This window comes from uncultured Treponema sp. (assembly GCF_934725225.1).
GTDB lineage: Bacteria > Spirochaetota > Spirochaetia > Treponematales > Treponemataceae > Treponema_D.
In genome coordinates, this window is the sequence record NZ_CAKVAM010000001.1 from 118,614 (window position 1) to 135,521 (window position 16,908).

A 16,908-nucleotide genomic window follows, 5' to 3' on the forward strand; every position below is an offset into this window, starting at 1 on the left:
TTAATGCGCAAAAAAATTCAAAATCACTTCGATTGAATTAATTGCAAAAGCCGAAGACATAATCGCTCCGAATGTAAAAGCCGCAAACCTGAACAAATTTTCTGGCGCAAAGAATTTTTGAATTCCTTTTGCAAATTTTGTTTTTGGCTCAGGCGCACAGCATCCCTTGTTAAATCTAAACTGATAAGAAATCGCTTTTTCAGGACAGACCGCAACGCATTCTCCGCACTTTGCACAAGTAATTTCCGGCGAACCTTTTTTCTGCTGAATTGTTGCAATGTCGATTGCCCCAAACGGACAAGCCTGCGCACATTTCATGCAGCCTTTGCATTTTTCAGTGTCGATGCGCATTTTGAACGGACTTAATTTGTCAGTCAAAGAAGCAAACGCGCCGAACGGACAAAGCATGCTGCACTGAGTTCTGCGCTTAGTCAAAATCGGAAGCACAACTACAAGTCCCAAAAAAAGTCCGATAAAAATAATTCCTGCGATAAGCCCCGAAATTGTCGTCATTGGAAAAAATTCCGTCACAATTTTATATGGACAAAACCAGTCGCAATAAAGTGCCGACATAGTTCCAAAACAGGCAAGTGCCAAAAAGAACAAAAATCCAAACTGAAAGTCGCGGATTTCCTTGTTATGCGCCAAAAGATTAATCCGCCTTTTTTTTGCAACGTGCGAAAAACCTTCATCCCAGCCGCCGTAAAAACAAACCCAGGCACACCAGCCGCGCCCAAGAACAAGCGTAAACACAAGCCAGATTGCAAGCATACTCGCGATTGAAGCAAAATGTCCTGAAACTCTCGCAGGAAAAATTACAGTTTGCGTTGCAAGATAAGATAAAAGTCCCTGCGGAATTACAATGTGGCAAAACGGAAGCTCGCAGGTTGCAAGAGCCTCATTGGTAATCGCCATGCTTCCCCTTTCCGCAAAAAGATTCGCTATAAATCCAATACAAAAAAGCACAGCATAAGTTGTCAAAAAAATTCTGCGGTATATGATTCCGTTGCCTTTCTTTTTATTTTCTGAAAATGTCATTCCGCCGTAAAGAAACATCAGGAACAAGCCATAAAAAATAGACACGGCAGAAAATCCGTTGTTGACAATGACAAAAAACAAAATGACAATCGACATCAAGCCGCAAAGAATAATTGAAACAATCATTTTTCCCCTCTGTAAAAAAACTAAAAAAATAGTTTTATCAAGCCTTCAAAAATAAGGAAATAAAATCCGACTAAAAGCTGAGCAATCCGTGAAATTCTTTTCATCACAGGAAACATTTTTTGAACAAGCGGAATTCCAAGAAGCGGAAGAAAAAACGGAAGCGTTCCAAAGTAAAAGAAAACAAGATAAAAAATTCCTTTCATTCTGTTCGCAAAAAAAACAGAGCGCACAATGGCTGTCCACAAAGGAGCGCAAATATGAAGCCCCACCGCAAGCCCCGCAAAAACCGCAGTCAAAAAATCGTTTCCGGCTATTTTTAAAGAAACGCATTTGCATCCATTTTTTTTCCACGGAAACTTTGCGCCGAATGAATTTAAAAGCAAAGTCGCTCCACAAAAAATATAACCGAACACAGAAAGCCGCCTTGCAAAATACGGATCAAAAAATTCACTTGCAAGAATTCCCAGCATACTAAAAATAAATCCAAGGAAAAAATACATCGCAAGCCTTGAAGCCAAAAACAACCCAATCAATCCCGCATTCCGCCTGCAAGAAATTTTTTCTGTTCCAAATAAAAAAGGAATCAGCACAGGACCGCAGTACATTGCGCAGTAAGTTCCTGTTGAAAGCCCCAAAAGCACAGCCTCTAAAATCATTTGCAACCTCCAGCTTTTCACAAAACTTTACAGGTTGACAAAAAAATAGAAAAGATGATTTTAAGCGACTTGCACAAACAAGAACGTAAAATGCAAAATTTGAAAGGTGAAAATTAGAGGAAATGAACTACAATTTTAGCCACAAATTTGACATTTTAGCTAAATAATATTATAATTTATAAAAAAACTGCCCTACCTTTACTTTTTATGGAGGTTTTATGATTTCAATATCAGTTGGTGTTGCAAAAAACAAATTGCCTTATTACCTTCATCTTGTTGAAGAAAAAGGCGAAAGCATCCAAGTTACCCGGCACGGAAAAACTGTAGCCGTTATCAACAATCAAGAAACTTCCAATGCCTTAGACAAAAAACAACTGTTTATAACTTCATTAAAAAACTGGAGAGAAAAATTCTATACCGAAAAACTTTCCGAAACTCAAATTACAAATGAAGAAATTGATTCAATCTTTGCACGAGAAAAAGATACAGAGCCTTTCCTAAGACACAAAGAAGATTTTGAATAATCAAGCGACAACATGAAATCTATATATTTATTGGATACGAACATCATTTCTGAGCCTTCAAAACCTGAGCCAAACAAAAATGTTGTAGATAAAATTTTAGCAAATATTGAACATTCATGCATTTCCTCAGTTGTTTGGGCAGAAATATTATCTGGCATAAAATCACTTCCAAAAGGAAAAAGAAAAGACTATCTCTTTGATTATGCTATAAATCAAATTCAAAAATTCTTTGACATCATCCCGTTTGATGATTTCGCCGCAAGCATTTATTCAGATTTAGTTTCCCGCCTGAAAACAAAAGGAAAAACTCCTGCAAAACTGGATTTAATGATTGCCTCAACCGCTATTTCCAACAACTTAATTTTAGTCACCAGAAATACAAGCGACTTCAAAGACATTAAGGAGATTTCTAACCTGATGATTGAAAACTGGTTTGAGGAATAAAACACTTTTTTAACATACTCAGTAAACAAAAAAAATCCGCTCATGCCGCACAAAAACGTGAAGCATAAACGGATTACTTTTCTTCGGACTAGCCGAAATTCGCACCTGTTATTTTTCCGGGTCGGAAATCGTGATATGCAAATGCCGCAATCCGCTTCGCGTCTTGCTTACCGAGTTTTGCGGCGCAAAACTCGCACATATTATTTCTCCACCTCTGTGCACTTCAAATGCAACTCATCTAGTTGCTTATCTTCTACTGCTGAAGGACACTCATCCATCGGGCTAGCCGCCAAATTGTTCTTCGGGAAGGCGATTACTTCGTGGATGCTTTCCTCGTGACACATCAGCATAATAAGGCGGTCGAGTCCCGGTGCGATTCCTCCGTGCGGCGGCGCGCCGAACTTGAACGCCTGTACCAAAAAGCCGAACGCTTTTTCTGCTCGCTCGCGGCTGTATCCTACGATTTCAAAAATGCGCTCCTGCAATGCCGGGTCATTGATACGCATTGAGCCTGACGCAAGCTCGTAGCCGTTCAAAACAAGGTCGTAAAGGTCGCCTTTTACTGCCCCAGGGTCGCTTTCCAGAGTGTCCCAATATTTTTTCTGCGGAAGCGTGAACATGTGGTGCTCTGTCTCCCACTTGTTTTCTTCCTCGTTCCATGCAAAGTACGGGAAGTCGATAATCCAGGCAAAGTGGAACTCGTCTTTCGGGTTGTAAAGATTCAGGTCCTTTCCAAGCTGCTTGCGCACTGCTCCGAGCGCGACGCACGCTGTCTGCCATTTTTCGTCGCTTACAAACAGAAGAAGGTCGTTCTTTTCTGCTCCGAGCTTTGAGCAAATTTCCGCTTCTTTTCCGGCAAAGAACTTAGAGATTCCGCCTTCAAATTTTCCTTCCGCGTCAACTTTCATCCAGGCAAGGCCTTTCGCGTGGTTGATTTTTGCGACTGCTTCCAAAGCTTCAATGTGCTTTCTTGAATATTTGTCCGCGGCGTTCTTTACAACAAGGGCTTTAAGTCCGCTTCTCTTGTGGCGCTCAATGTTCTTGTCTGCGTTTGCGGCTCCTGCCTTGAATGCGTTGAAGTCGCTCAAATCCGCCATAAACGCCGCGTCCTGCATCTTCATGTCAAAGCGCAAGTCCGGCTTGTCGCTTCCGTAAAGGTCAAAAGCGTCGTCCCAGCTGATTCTGTCAAAATGAACCGGAAGCTCGTAGTTCAAGGTTTTCTTGAAGATATGGCGCATAAGCTCTTCGGTTGTCTCAAGAACTTCCTCACGGTTTGTGAATGACATTTCCATATCAATCTGGGTGAATTCCGGCTGGCGGTCTCCGCGCGCGTCCTCATCGCGGTAGCAGCGCGCAATCTGAAAATACTTGTCAAAGCCCGAAACCATCAGAAGCTGCTTGTAAAGCTGAGGCGACTGCGGCAAGGAATAGAATTTCCCCGGATGAACACGGCTTGGAACAAGGTAGTCTCGCGCGCCTTCCGGAGTTGACTTTATAAATGTAGGAGTTTCAATCTCCAAAAATCCTTTTGAAGTCAAAAATTCGCGAGTTGCAAAAGTTACCGCCGAGCGCAGGATGATGTTGTGCTGCATCGGCTCGCGGCGGAGGTCAAGGTATCGGTATTTAAGGCGCAAATCCTCGTTTGGAAGAACAACTGTTCCGTCCTTCTGGCGAACTTCCTCAATAGAAAAAGGCAATTCCTGCGAAGTTGTGAAAATTTCGATGTCGCTCGCCTCAACTTCAATCTCGCCAGTCGCCATTTCCTTGTTCACGTCTTTTTCCGCGCGGGCCGCAACAATTCCTTCAACAGCGATACAATATTCAGACTTTAAGGAAGCGGCGATTTTTTTAACCTCGTCCGAAGCATTGTCGCCGACCATTACCTGTGTGATTCCATAGCGGTCGCGAAGACGGATAAAAACAAGTCCGCCCAAGTCGCGTGTGCGGCTGACCCATCCGTTCAATACAACTTTCTTGCCTACGTCAGCCTTTGTAAGCTCGCCGCAAGTTACAGTTCTCTTAGAATTTTCCATAAGATATTCCTTTTTGCCGCGGCATGAATCCGCGTTGATTTGTTTGCGAAAATTTTCCAAGAAAATATTTTAATGTTTCACGCTTTTTTTTACAACAACCTTGCAATTTCGCGCCGAACGGATTTAGACTTTGAACGCGCCTTTTTCTGCAAGTCTTAGGAACGCTTTTACAACTTCAGGGTCAAACTGCTTGCCGCTGTTCATTTTAAAATCCTCGATAATTTTTTCCAACGGAAAAGCCTTTCTATAGCAGCGGTCTTGGCTCATGCAGTCAAAAACATCAGCAACAGAAATAATGCGCACAATTTCCGGGATTTCATTTCCTTTAAGACCTTTCGGGTAGCCAGTGCCGTCAATCCGCTCATGGTGATAAAGGGCGGCAAGGCAAGCGTCTGGAATCAATGTAAGTTCCTTTAGAAGATTGTAGCCTGTTGTTGTGTGACTCTGCATAAGCTTGTATTCGTCATCAGTAAGTTTTTCTGGCTTTCTTATAATTTCATCAGGAATAGCGATTTTTCCGCAGTCATGGAAAAGCCCGCAGTAATAGGCGTTAAGGCATTCATCGCTGGATTTTCCCATTTCCTTTGCAAGCATATACGAATATTTTGCAACGCGTTCTGAATGTCCGCCTGTGTAAATGTCCTTGGCGTCGATAAATTTTGTAAACGCCTTTATTACCTGCTCAAGCGTAAGCCTGTCGTGTTCGCGCTCTTTTTCTTTTGCAAGCCTTATCGAATGAAGTCTGATTCTTGAAATCACAAGGCAAAGCCACATTATGTAGAAAAGTAAAAATGCGTAGAAAAACGGACGGTAAAACAAATCATTTTCAAACTTGTAATTTACTTTCCAGGATTTGAATTTCATCAAGTTGTCGCCGTCATCTGTGTAGAAAACAAAGCCCATGGAAATGCTGTTCACGTCCTGCACTCTGCCCGGAATGTATTTTTCTATGCTGGGATAAAAAACAATTCTGCTTCCCGGATCAAGCGGAATAAGAATGTTGTTCAGATTTTTTATTGTCCGAATTGAAAAGTCTGATTCCTTTGCTTTCTTTAAGTCGATTAAAGGTTGGGATGGTTTTTTTTCAGCACGGCTTTTGTAAATTTCAACAAATCCGTTCCAAGCATTGTTCAAGTAGCAAGGCTGCGTAATGTTTATTTCCACGCTCCAATCTTTTATTGCGCGCTTGTTAAGATTTTTTACAACTCCAGTGTAGATTCTGCCAGTAAGAGTTCCTTTTCCCGGATGAGCAGAAGCAATGTAAGGAACATAAGTTGTCCAGACATCGCCTTTTAGCTGACGCTTTCCTATTGAAAACTGAACATCTGGAGAAATATCGTTTTCGTTAATACATTCTTTTGTTGTGGCGAACATAAAAAATCCGACTGTTACAGCCACAAATGAAACTGCGAGAAGAACTATATAAATCTTTTTTAAGAACTTTTTCATAGCAGCATCTTTTCCGTGGAAAACTGCCGCGCATTGAACACGGCAGATATTTTTTTAATTACTCCAGGCAGCCTGAAATCAAATATACAAGCGGCGAATTCCAATAAATTGTAACTTCGTTGCAAGAATAGCTCTGCACGCTGTCTATGTAGCAGGCGGCATAAGGAGCGTCAGAAAGATTTGCACGCGCAAAAGGATCTTCAAGCTTTGAATCTGGTCCGCCCACAAGCATCCCCGGCATAGGCTTTTTTGCAACTTGCGAAGGTCTGTGGTGCGGAAGAATCGGCGAAAGTGTTCCAAATCCAGTCACAAAACAGTATGAAGTTGTGTTTTTTCCAAGCAGATAGTCAATCTGGCACTTTGCGGCTTCCTTGTATTTTTTGTTTGGTGAAATTCTGTCCGCCAGCAAGAAAAGCATTCCGTTGTTTGCAGCTCCCATGTTGCTTCCCCAGACATATTCATACATCGAAAGTGAAACATCGTAAGAATCCGCGGCAACATTCTTGAGTTTTTCATTTGCCTTTAAAAGAAACGCTTTTTGTGCTTTCTGATAAAACGAATCTTTTGGAGCGTCGCTTGAAAGATATTCATAAAGTCCGTAAAGTCCAACCTGCTGCCAGCCAAGATCCTGTCCAATTTCAAATGGATCATAAGCTTTTAAAAGCTCAAGATATTTTTCGTCCCCAAAAGTTTTATAAAGCTCTGCAAGCGCCCAGAATCTTTCGTCGGCATCCTGCGAATCATTGTAAGCACCAGTTGTAAACAAAATTGGATTTGTAAAGCCTTTTCCGTCAAAAGGAGTTTTTTCAAGATATTCCCACGCTTTTTTTGCGGCGGCGGAATATTTTGCGCTTTCCTCGTAGTCCTTAAAAACTCTTGAAGCCATCGCCATTGCAGCGGCAAAGTCAGCAGTAGCAGCAGTTGAAACAGGACACAAAACCAGCCTGTCTTTTTCATCCTGCGGCATAACTTCTCCAGGAAATTCCCTGCAAGAAACTTTATGGAACACAGCCCCGGTTTCTGGAATTTGCATTTTAAGCATCCAGTCAAGCTCGTACTTTATTTCATCAAGAATGTTTTCAGAAGCAAATGCATCTTTGTTATGCTCGTAGGCAAGCATCAAGTCGCAGGCAGCTTTTGCAGCAGGAACAACATAGCGTCCGTAGTCGCCGGCATCGTGCCAGCCGCCAGTTACATCGTAGGAAGTTTCAACATTGCCGTATACAACTGCACGCGTTGTGTGGCATTCCGGATGTCCAAAATCCGCATCCTGAACTTTTGTTCCGCATCTTTGCAAATAGAAAAATCTTACTGCGCTTTTTAAAATTCCGTCGTAAATATTGTTTGCAATTTTAAACTCAAACGACTCGCCATATTTTCCAGCCTTGATTTTGTAAGTTCCTTCCGCGGAAAGTTTTGAAAAATCTGCAATTGCAGTCTGTTCGCCAGAAGCTTCGTTGAACTTCGCATTTTTCAGCTTGCCGGAAAAAACAACATTTTCAGTTTTTGTGTCTATAACGTCAAAAGTTCCAGAAATTTTCGCGCTTTTCTTTGAGCGGACAACGGCAGTTTTTTTTGCGGATGGCAAATATCCAAGCTGATTCAAGTTGACATTTGAAGTTGTTGTTGAAGTAACAATTTCAGTAATTCCAGAAGCGTCAACAAGCTCAAGGTCAAAGTTGTCAAAGAAAATTGAATGTCCTTTCATATCTTCTGGGCAGCCTTTTCCCATTCCGACATTCAAAACAAGCCGTGGAGAAAAATCTGTAGGTTCGCGCATTGTAAATGTGGCTTCAATATGCTTGGTTTCTTTTCCCACGGAATCCCAGCCGCCAACATAAGCGTGGTAATCTCTTCCGTTCACCTGAAGCCGCCATTCAAAAGTTCTTTCTATAGAAGAATGCACGTCAAAAGAATATCTGTAAACGCCGCCTTTGTACAACGAAAATCCGTCGAAATAAGGCTGAATTGCATATTCATAAGGTCCGGGATTTTTTATGCGGATTTCCATTTCTCCGTTTTCAGTTACAAGCTGATCCGCGCTTCCATTTGAAAGGAACATATCCCAGAATTTTTTTCCTTTGCTGAAATCTCCGTTTTTTATAAGATTTGAAGTCGGCTCAGATTCTTCCGGCTCTTCATTTTTTGCAGGTTTTCCAAAAGCAAACGAAACAAGCAAAGCCGATGCCGCCAAAAGAGAAAAAATCAGTTTTTTCATAAAAGCTCCTATGAAATATAAGCTGATTTGACACTCAAAATAGATTATAATCCGCTTTTTGCAAATTAGAAAGGTCTGAGATATAAATTTAACAAAATTTATATTTTACTGTCATTCCTGTGCAACGACATAAAAATTCAAACTCGATAATGAAAATTAAATTATCAAAACTTGGCATTACAAAAAAAATCCCTGCGCAAAACAAAAATTTAAGTTCTGCACAGGGAATTGCAATTTTAGAATATTTCAATTGTAATTCAAGAAACTAAGCTCTTCCGTAGAGATGCGTAAAGTGCGCAAGGAAATTCTTGGCATCTTCTGAAAACTGCTCTTTTGTTGCGCGCCATTTCCAGTTGTTTCCAACTGTTGACGGAATATTCATGCGGGCTTCTTTGCCAAGTCCAATCAAATCCTGCATAGTAAGAATGCAAGTATTTGCAACGCTCGACATTGCGGCAATCATCATTTCCTTTACAACATCGCGGTTTTCTTTTACACGAAGATATTCCTTTGCATTTTCCACGTCTTTTTTCGCGGCGGTTTCTGTCCAGCCAAGAATTGTGTCGTTGTCGTGAGTTCCTGTGTAAACAACGCAATTCTGTGTGTAGCGGTAAGGAATGTAGTCGCTTGTTTCGCGGGAATCAAATGCAAACTGAAGAACTTTCATTCCAGGGAATCCTGAATCCTTTAAAAGCTGCTTTACGCTGTCTGTAAGAAATCCAAGGTCTTCCGCAATAACAGGCATTTCGCCGAACTGCTTTTTAAGCGAATTGAACAAGTCCATTCCCGGTCCCTGACGCCAAACGCCAACTTTCGCATTTGTAGAGCCATAAGGAATGCAATAGAAAGAATCAAATCCGCGGAAATGGTCAATCCTGATGACATCGTAAATCGCCATGCTTTTTTCAAGACGTTTTTTCCACCAGGCGTAATCAGTCTGCTTCATGTATTCCCAGTTGTATACAGGATTTCCCCAAAGCTGACCGTCCGCAGAAAATCCATCTGGAGGACAACCGGCAACTTCAATTGGCTTGTAGTTTTCGTCAAGCATGAACTGGCTTGGATTTGACCAAACATCGGAACTGTCCGCCGCAACATAAATCGGAATATCGCCTATAATCTCTATTCCTTTTTCATTCGCATATTTTTTAAGGGCGTACCACTGCTTAAAGAAGAAATACTGGAGCATTTTGTAGTACTGCATACGCTCCGCAGATTTCTTTTTCCAAGCATCAAGAGCATCTGACTTTCTGCAGCGGATGTCTTCTTCCCAAAAGTCAAATGCAATTCCGCCGTGAGCATCTTTTATCGCCATAAAAAGCGAATAGTCTTCAAGCCAAAAAGCATTTTCAGCGCAGAAAGAATCAAAATCAGCTGGAATATTTTTATTGAAATTTTTCTGGATTATTGAAAAAACTTTATGCCGCTCAATGTACAATGTTCCGTAATCTACATAATGCTCGTTGCCGCCCCAGTTTACATTTTCGTAGTCGGATTTCTGCAAAAATCCCTGTTCCGCCAAAAAATCAAAATCAATAAAGTAAGGATTTCCGGCAAAAGTAGAAAAGCTCTGGTAAGGCGAATCTCCATAGCTTGTAGGGCAAACCGGAAGAATCTGCCAGTACTTTTGGTCTGCGCTTTTAAGATAATCAACAAACTCATAGGCGTTTTTGCCCATTGTTCCAATTCCTGTTTTTCCAGGCAAAGATGAAATGTGCATCAGCACACCGCAAGCACGTTTGTTCAACATATATTTCCTCGTAAATATTGAAGTTATTTATTTACAATTGATTTTACAGTTTCGCCTTCGACAAATTCAAACGGAATAATCTTATGAACTGCCGGAGCTTTTTTTTCAACGCAGTCTATAAAAGTTTTTAGTCCTTGTATAGCCAAATCCTCGTTCGACTGCTTTACAGTTGTAATTCTAGGACAATAAAAATCCGCAATGGAAAGTCCGTCGAATCCGATTATAGAAATATCTTCCGGAATTGAATAGCCCATCTGCTTAAGTTTTCGGCACGCTCCAATTGCCATAACATCGGACATACAGAAAATTGCAGTCAAGTCAGGGAATTTTTTTATAAGCTCTTCCGCCGCGGAAGCTCCGCCTTCAAAACTGTAGCGGGTTGTAACGTAAGATTTTTCAAAGTCAAAGTCAAGTCCGGCAAGCTCAAGACCTTCAAGGAATCCATTGTAGCGGTTTTTAGAAGTTTCAGAGCTTTCAAAGTCGCCGCCAATCACTCCGATTTTTGTGTGTCCGTGCTTTACAAAATAGCGGGCAACATAAAGCGAAGCCTGAAATTCATCTGTGCTTACACTTGAAAGATTTTCAAACCCTTCTCTTTTTGGCTTGGTCGTAATAAGAATGCAAGGAACTTTTATTTTTTTAAAGTCCTCGCTGAACCGTTCTGGGTTTCCGCCTAAAAAGACAAAGCCGAGCGGTTTTTTTTCATAGTAAATGTTCAAGGCGCACTGGGCTTCGTTGCTGTATTCACCGACAATCTTATTGTCATATTCATCAAGAATAACAACGCTTGCATTATATGGAAGTTTTTCAATCCGCTTTTGCATAAGCTCAAGAATATTGTAAAAAAGCATATTGTTTGTTCCTTTTACAATAATCACAATTGTCTTGCTTCCACGGGATTTAAGCTCCTTTGCATTTTTGTTAAGAACAAAATCATGTTTGTTTACAACTTCCAGAACTTTTTTGCGCATTTCATCGCTTACATAAGCCTGATTATTTAAAACGCGCGAAACAGTTCCAACGGCGCAGCCACATTCTCTAGCAATATCCTTGATTGTCATATAAAACCTTCCTGCATTTTTTAAATAAACTGTTTTACCTTAAAATAAACAATACGGCAAAAGAGCGGAAAATCCGCCCTTAAGATTGAATGTGTCCTTAGCCTTTTACCGCCCCGGAAATTACGCCTTTTATAATGTATTTCTGCGAAGCAATGTAGAAAATTACAATCGGAATAATCGCAAGAACAAGCATCGCCATGAATCCACCGTAGTCAGTTGCGCCATAAGCTCCCTGCATTGCAATTTGAATGGCAACAGGAACAGTTTTGTGGTCAGTTCCTAAAATAAGATAAGGAAGCAAATAGTCGTTCCAAACCCACATCGAATTCAAAATTGAAACCGTAATAATAGTAGGCTTTAGAATCGGGAAAACAACAAGGAAGAATGTCTGAAGAGGATTACAGCCGTCAATTTCAGCAGCTTCCTCAATTTCAAGCGGAACAGCCTTTACAAATCCTGTAAACATAAATACAGAAAGTCCGGCTCCGAATCCAAGGTAAACAAAGACAATTCCAAAAACGTTGTCAAAGCTGATTCTGTTTACAATGAAAGTCATTGTGTACATAACCATCTGGAACGGAACAATCATGCTGAATGCAAACAGGAAATAAATTGCCTTTGTGAATTTATTTTTTACACGGACAATGAACCAGGAAGCCATTGATGTGCAGACAATAATCACAAGAACCGAAGCAATTGAAACCCACACGGAGCGGATAAACGAAATAAAGAATCCCGAAGACGAAAGTCCGTTCAGGTAGTTTTCAAAGCCAACGAAAGTCTCTGAGTTCGGCATTGCAAACGGCGAACTTGAAATATAAAGGCGAGACTTAAAGGAATTGAGCAAAACAAGCAAAATCGGAATTAAAAATATAGCCGAAAGCAAGCAAAGAAAAACAAAAGCTATTGTGTTGCTGCAGGTTTTCTGCTTTGAAAGTGTCATTGTTCAACCTCCTTCTGGTTTGTAAGCTTAAGCTGAATAAATGCAATAGCCGCAACGATGATAAAGAAAACAACAGCCTTAGCCTGTCCTACTCCGTGCCAGTGCATATTGCGTCCGTAGAAAGCATTATATATGTTCAAAGCGAGCATTTCAGTTGTTTTTTCTGGAGCGCCAGCTGTCAATGCCAAGTTCTGGTCAAACATTTTGAAAGTGTTTGTAAGCGTAAGGAATGTACAAATTGTAATTGAAGGCATTACCATAGGAATTTTTATCTTAAAAAGAACAGTCATTGGAGAAGCTCCGTCAATCTGCGCGGCCTCAATCAAATCATTCGGAATATTCTGAAGTCCGGCAATATAAATTACCATCATGTATCCGATAAGCTGCCAGTTTGTAAGAATTACAAGTCCCCAAAAACCAAACTGCGTCTTAAAAGTTATGTCCATTCCAAAATGCGAAAGAACACCATTTATAAGAAGATTCCAAATATATCCCAAAACGATTCCGCCAATTAAGTTCGGCATAAAGAAAATCGAGCGGAAAATCGCAACTCCCTTAAGTTCCCTTGTAAGAAGAACCGCAAGACTGAATGCAAAAACATTTACAGTTACAATTGAAACAACAGTGAATAATGAAGTAAATCCCAAGGCGTGAATAAATTCATTGTCTGCGGTAAAAGCCTTGACATAGTTCGCAAAGCCAACCCAAGTAGCATCTGTAACAGTAGGAAAGTCCGTGAAAGAAAGTCCGATTCCCATTAAAAAAGGAATCACGAAAAACATTGCAAATGCCAGCAAAGTGGGCAAAAGAAATATAGGGAAATACCCCGCCAATGGTTTTTTCATTTTTCACCTCTGAAGAATTGAAAGGCATTCCTGCGGCAAAACCAATTGCATGATAAGCTCCACCGCAGGAACAAATATATTTTTAACTAATGAAGGACTGTGAAAGACACGCGGAATCTTTTTCAGACTCCGCGAAAATTCTACATATTAGATTCTTTTTCCCATGTAGAAACAACATCAGCTGCAACATCGTTCCAGCTCTTTGAGCCCTGTGCATATCTAAGCAAAGAAGCTCCGAAGTTGTCCTTGAATGTCTGTGAAGGGAACAATGTGAAGTTCCAGGCAACAGAAGTAATTCCAGGCTTGCTCATCCATTTGCTGATTTCAACTGCAAGCGGGTCTGTTGGACGCTCGTTGTCAGAGAATGTGTCAAACGGAGCAATGAATCCGAGCTTGTTTGTTACATAGTTCTTTCCAAAGTCACTTGAATAAAGCCAGTAAACGAAATCTGCTGTAGCTTTCTGCTCTTCTGCTGAAGCTTTTGCGTTGATACAATAGAAGTTTTCTGTTCCAATGCACAAGCCCTGTGATTCTTCGCCGTCAACTCCTGTGTAGATTGGAAGATATTTTACATTTTCTGGAAGAACTTTGTTTCCTGAAACGCCGGCAACCTGTCCCCAAGCCCAGTTTCCGTTCTGAACCATTGCGCATTTTTCAAGAGCGAATTCAGACATAGAATCTGTAACTGTTTTTGTTCCAACAGCCTTGCGGTCAACAGTTGAATCGTTCAAGTAAAGGTCAAGAATGTTCTGGAATTCTTTTCCGTACTGGAACTTGATTTTCTTTGTTGCGTCAGAAGCAAGGTCAATGTTGTTGTTCTTGAATTCATAGTAAACTGGAAGGTTTGCAAGGTGAGTCTGCCATCTCCAGTCTTCGCCAGCTTTCAATGATGTAGAAGCGAAAACACCGTCAATTCCAAGAACTTTTGCGTTCTTCTGCATATCATCAGCAACAGCCTTGAGCTTTGCAAAGTTGTTTACTTCTTCCATGCTTGAATATGGAACTGCCTTGTTTGAAAGAGCAAAATATTTGTCTGTGATAGCCTTGTTGTAAATGATTCCGTAGCCTTCTACAACATAAGGAACACCGTAAACACCTTTTCCAGAAGTTACAGCCAAAGATTTGTCTGAAAGATGCTTGTAGATTTCTGTATTTGAAAGATCTGCGCAATATGATTTCCAGTTTGCGTATCCGCGTGGTCCGTTAATCTGGAAAAGAGTTGGAGCTTCTTTTGTTGACATTTTTGACATAAGAGTTTGTTCATAGGAATTGTTGGCCGCTGTCTCAACAACAACTTTTACACCAGTTTCTTTCTCATACTCGTCTGCAAGTTCCTGGTAAACACCTGCAACTTCCGGCTTAAAGTTCAAGTAGCGAACTGTAAGCTGTTTTTTTCCACCGCATGAAGCAAGCATAAAAGCAGAAGATGCCGCCATAGCAACAGCTGCTGCAACTTTAATAAATTTTTTCATTTTTTCCTCCTAAAAAAATCCAAAACAATGAAATACATAGCATGGAACGTGGAAACGTTTCCATAATTTCAGTATACACATTATAAAAATATTGTCAATTTTTTTTTCAAAACTTTTATTTGAATGAATTTCATTTTATTTTCTATGGCGTTTTATTATATTTTCATGGAAACGTTTTTAGAATTTAGCGTGTTTTTTATCGCATAAAATAAAACAATTACAACCAAAACAAAGTTTCAGCATTTAATAACCCAAATGTCGAGTTTTGATAAGAACAGTAATTTAAGTGTCATTCCCGTGCTACGACACTGCGATGTTTACGCAGTAAACTCGGTCAGGAATCTGTTGGAAATTTTCAATAGATTATCGGGTCAAGCCCGATAATGACATTAAATTATAAAACTCGACATTCGACCTTATAACAAAAGCGTTGCAATGCCGGCGAATCTTCCTGTTGAAAACATCATATTTATGCACTAAAATTGCATATATTTAAATTTGGAGCACTTATGACATCACAAATGATTGCAAAAATCATAGCCTTTGCATTGTACCTTGGCTTTATGGTTTACATTGGACTTAGGAACGCAAAGAAAAACAACAGTTCTTCTGACTTCTTTTTGGGCGGAAGAAAACTCGGGCCTTGGGTTACGGCATTAAGCGCAGAAGCCTCTGACTCTTCAGCATGGCTTTTAATGGGACTTCCCGGACTTTGCTATCTTGGAGGAATCAAGGAAACATTCTGGACTGCAATTGGACTTATTGCAGGAACTTACTTGAACTGGCTTTTTGTTGCAAAACCGCTTCGCCGCTGCACAATAGCTTTTGGAGATTCCATAACGATTCCAGAATTTTTTACAAACCGTTTTAAAGACAAGACTCACCTTCTTTCACTTGTTTCTGTTATTTTCATTGTTCTTTTCTTTACTATTTACACAGCTTCAGGATTTGTAGCCTGCGCAAAACTTTTCAATTCTGTATTCAATCTTCCTTATCATGCAGGACTTGTAATCGGACTTGTCGTAATCCTTTCATATACGATTATGGGCGGATACTTTGCGGTCTGCACAACAGATTTTATACAGGGACTTTTGATTTTTGTGGCGTTTGTTGTTTCTTCGCTGGTTGCGATTTTTGCGCTCGGCGGACCTGCGGAAGCGTTTTCAAAGGCAGCGGAATTCAGCGAAAAAGCCATGAACGGAGAATTCGGCGCGGAAATGCTTGCAAAATTCACGGCAAACAAAAACTACAGCGCAAGCTCAATTGTTTCAGCTCTTGCCTGGGGACTTGGATATTTTGGAATGCCTCACATTATTGTTCGCTTTATGGGAATCCGCTCAGAAGAAGAACTTACAAAAGCACGCAGAATCGGAACAGTCTGGATGGTTATTTCGTACATCGGAACTTTTATAATCGGAACTCTTGGAACAGCATATCTTCTGCCAAAACTTCTTTCTGGAGCAGCCGCAGAAACTGTTTTCAGCGAGACAATGCTTAAAATGTATCCGGCATTTATAGCAGGAATTTTCCTTTGCGCGATTCTTGCAGCTTCGATGAGCACAGCAGACAGCCAGCTTCTTTCAGCAGCAAGCGCAGTTAGCCGGGATTTCTTCAAGGGAATTGTAAAAAAAGATGCTGATGAAAAATCAGTTTTAAATGTAGGACGCATAACGGTTTTTGCAATCGCGGCAGTCGCATTTTTCCTTTCGCTGAATCCTGAAAGCTCAATTTTCGGACTTGTAAGCTATGCCTGGGCTGGATTCGGCGCGACATTCGGACCGCTTGTTTTGCTTGCGTTGTTCTGGCGCGGAATGACAAATAAAGGCGCAATCGCAGGACTTGTTGCAGGCGGAATCACGGTTGTTCTTTGGCACAATATGTCCGGCGGAATTTTCAACATTTACGAAATTCTTCCTGGCTTTATAATCTGCCTTTTGGTTTCTGGAGTTGTAAGCCTTCTTGACAGAAATAAAGATGCCGAAATGCTCGCGGAATTCGACAATTACAAAGCATTAAGCAAAAAATAAATTCTGACTGACTGTCATTTTTATACTTGAAATTTCATGTCATTGTCCGGCATGACCGGGCAATCTTAATAGAAACTGTCTGGCTAAAGTTTAAACTTTGTCGGGCAGTTTTTTTTGCACAAATCTATTTACAAACGTTTCTTTTAGTAGTAACATAAAGATATTGAAACCTTTTTCAAAGCAAACAAAAATTCATTCTTTCACTAGGAGAGTGCAATAAAAACTTCGTCTGAAATAGCGTCAAAGTTTTTATTCACAAGTTTGCGTTGCAAACTTCCTTATCAACCGCATATTCTCATTTCACTGCGAATATGCTCAAAAA

At 40.6% G+C, this 16,908-nt stretch carries 13 protein-coding genes; 3 read left to right on the forward strand and 10 right to left on the reverse strand.

Annotation, left to right across the window (positions count from 1 at the left end):
- Positions 1–1,164: a 4Fe-4S binding protein gene (locus Q0H92_RS00680; RefSeq protein ID WP_296010475.1), complete on the reverse strand. Its 1,164-nt coding sequence runs from the start codon at positions 1,162–1,164 to the stop codon at positions 1–3.
- A 20-nt stretch (positions 1,165–1,184) separates the two neighbouring features.
- A complete protein-coding gene (locus Q0H92_RS00685; RefSeq protein ID WP_296010478.1) occupies positions 1,185–1,820 on the reverse strand; it encodes a sulfite exporter TauE/SafE family protein in 636 nt (211 codons plus the stop codon).
- Between the two features lie 218 nt (positions 1,821–2,038).
- Here Q0H92_RS00685 and Q0H92_RS00690 point away from each other — a divergent pair, with 218 nt between their 5' ends.
- Together Q0H92_RS00690 and Q0H92_RS00695 are read left to right on the forward strand one after the other, a co-directional pair.
- Positions 2,039–2,344: a type II toxin-antitoxin system Phd/YefM family antitoxin gene (locus Q0H92_RS00690; RefSeq protein ID WP_296010480.1), complete on the forward strand. Its 306-nt coding sequence runs from the start codon at positions 2,039–2,041 to the stop codon at positions 2,342–2,344.
- A 12-nt stretch (positions 2,345–2,356) separates the two neighbouring features.
- Positions 2,357–2,788 carry a type II toxin-antitoxin system VapC family toxin gene (locus Q0H92_RS00695; protein ID WP_296010484.1) on the forward strand — a complete coding sequence of 144 codons (432 nt, stop codon included), beginning with the start codon at positions 2,357–2,359 and terminating at the stop codon, positions 2,786–2,788.
- Between the two features lie 200 nt (positions 2,789–2,988).
- Here Q0H92_RS00695 and aspS read toward each other — a convergent pair whose 3' ends face one another.
- The 8 genes from aspS to Q0H92_RS00735 all read right to left on the reverse strand — a co-directional run bounded on the left by aspS (position 2,989) and on the right by Q0H92_RS00735 (position 14,559).
- Positions 2,989–4,821, reverse strand: coding sequence for an aspartate--tRNA ligase (gene aspS / locus Q0H92_RS00700; protein WP_296010485.1), 1,833 nt, complete (start codon positions 4,819–4,821; stop codon positions 2,989–2,991).
- A gap of 123 nt (positions 4,822–4,944) precedes the next feature.
- Positions 4,945–6,270, reverse strand: a complete 1,326-nt coding sequence (locus Q0H92_RS00705; protein ID WP_296010488.1) for an HD-GYP domain-containing protein — start codon at positions 6,268–6,270, stop codon at positions 4,945–4,947.
- Positions 6,271–6,328: 58 nt separating this feature from the next.
- Positions 6,329–8,488, reverse strand: a complete 2,160-nt coding sequence (locus Q0H92_RS00710; protein ID WP_296010490.1) for a glycoside hydrolase family 9 protein — start codon at positions 8,486–8,488, stop codon at positions 6,329–6,331.
- A 265-nt stretch (positions 8,489–8,753) separates the two neighbouring features.
- Complete coding sequence (gene malQ, locus Q0H92_RS00715) at positions 8,754–10,238, reverse strand: 4-alpha-glucanotransferase (protein ID WP_295796733.1); 1,485 nt, start codon at positions 10,236–10,238, stop codon at positions 8,754–8,756.
- A gap of 23 nt (positions 10,239–10,261) precedes the next feature.
- Positions 10,262–11,299, reverse strand: coding sequence for a LacI family DNA-binding transcriptional regulator (locus Q0H92_RS00720; RefSeq protein ID WP_296010491.1), 1,038 nt, complete (start codon positions 11,297–11,299; stop codon positions 10,262–10,264).
- A gap of 97 nt (positions 11,300–11,396) precedes the next feature.
- On the reverse strand, positions 11,397–12,242 hold the full coding sequence (locus Q0H92_RS00725; RefSeq protein ID WP_294016247.1) for a carbohydrate ABC transporter permease: 846 nt from the start codon (positions 12,240–12,242) through the stop codon (positions 11,397–11,399).
- The gene (locus tag Q0H92_RS00730; RefSeq protein WP_296010495.1) at positions 12,239–13,087 is read right to left on the reverse strand and encodes a sugar ABC transporter permease; all 849 of its coding nucleotides are present in this window, start codon (positions 13,085–13,087) and stop codon (positions 12,239–12,241) included. Before Q0H92_RS00730 ends, Q0H92_RS00725 begins: the two co-directional genes overlap by 4 nt.
- 140 nt (positions 13,088–13,227) lie before the next feature.
- Positions 13,228–14,559, reverse strand: coding sequence for an ABC transporter substrate-binding protein (locus Q0H92_RS00735; RefSeq protein WP_295796741.1), 1,332 nt, complete (start codon positions 14,557–14,559; stop codon positions 13,228–13,230).
- Between the two features lie 509 nt (positions 14,560–15,068).
- On the opposite strand from Q0H92_RS00735, the gene putP reads away from it, so the two are divergent.
- Positions 15,069–16,586 carry a sodium/proline symporter PutP gene (gene putP, locus Q0H92_RS00740; RefSeq protein WP_296010498.1) on the forward strand — a complete coding sequence of 506 codons (1,518 nt, stop codon included), beginning with the start codon at positions 15,069–15,071 and terminating at the stop codon, positions 16,584–16,586.
- Positions 16,587–16,908: the final 322 nt, after the last annotated feature.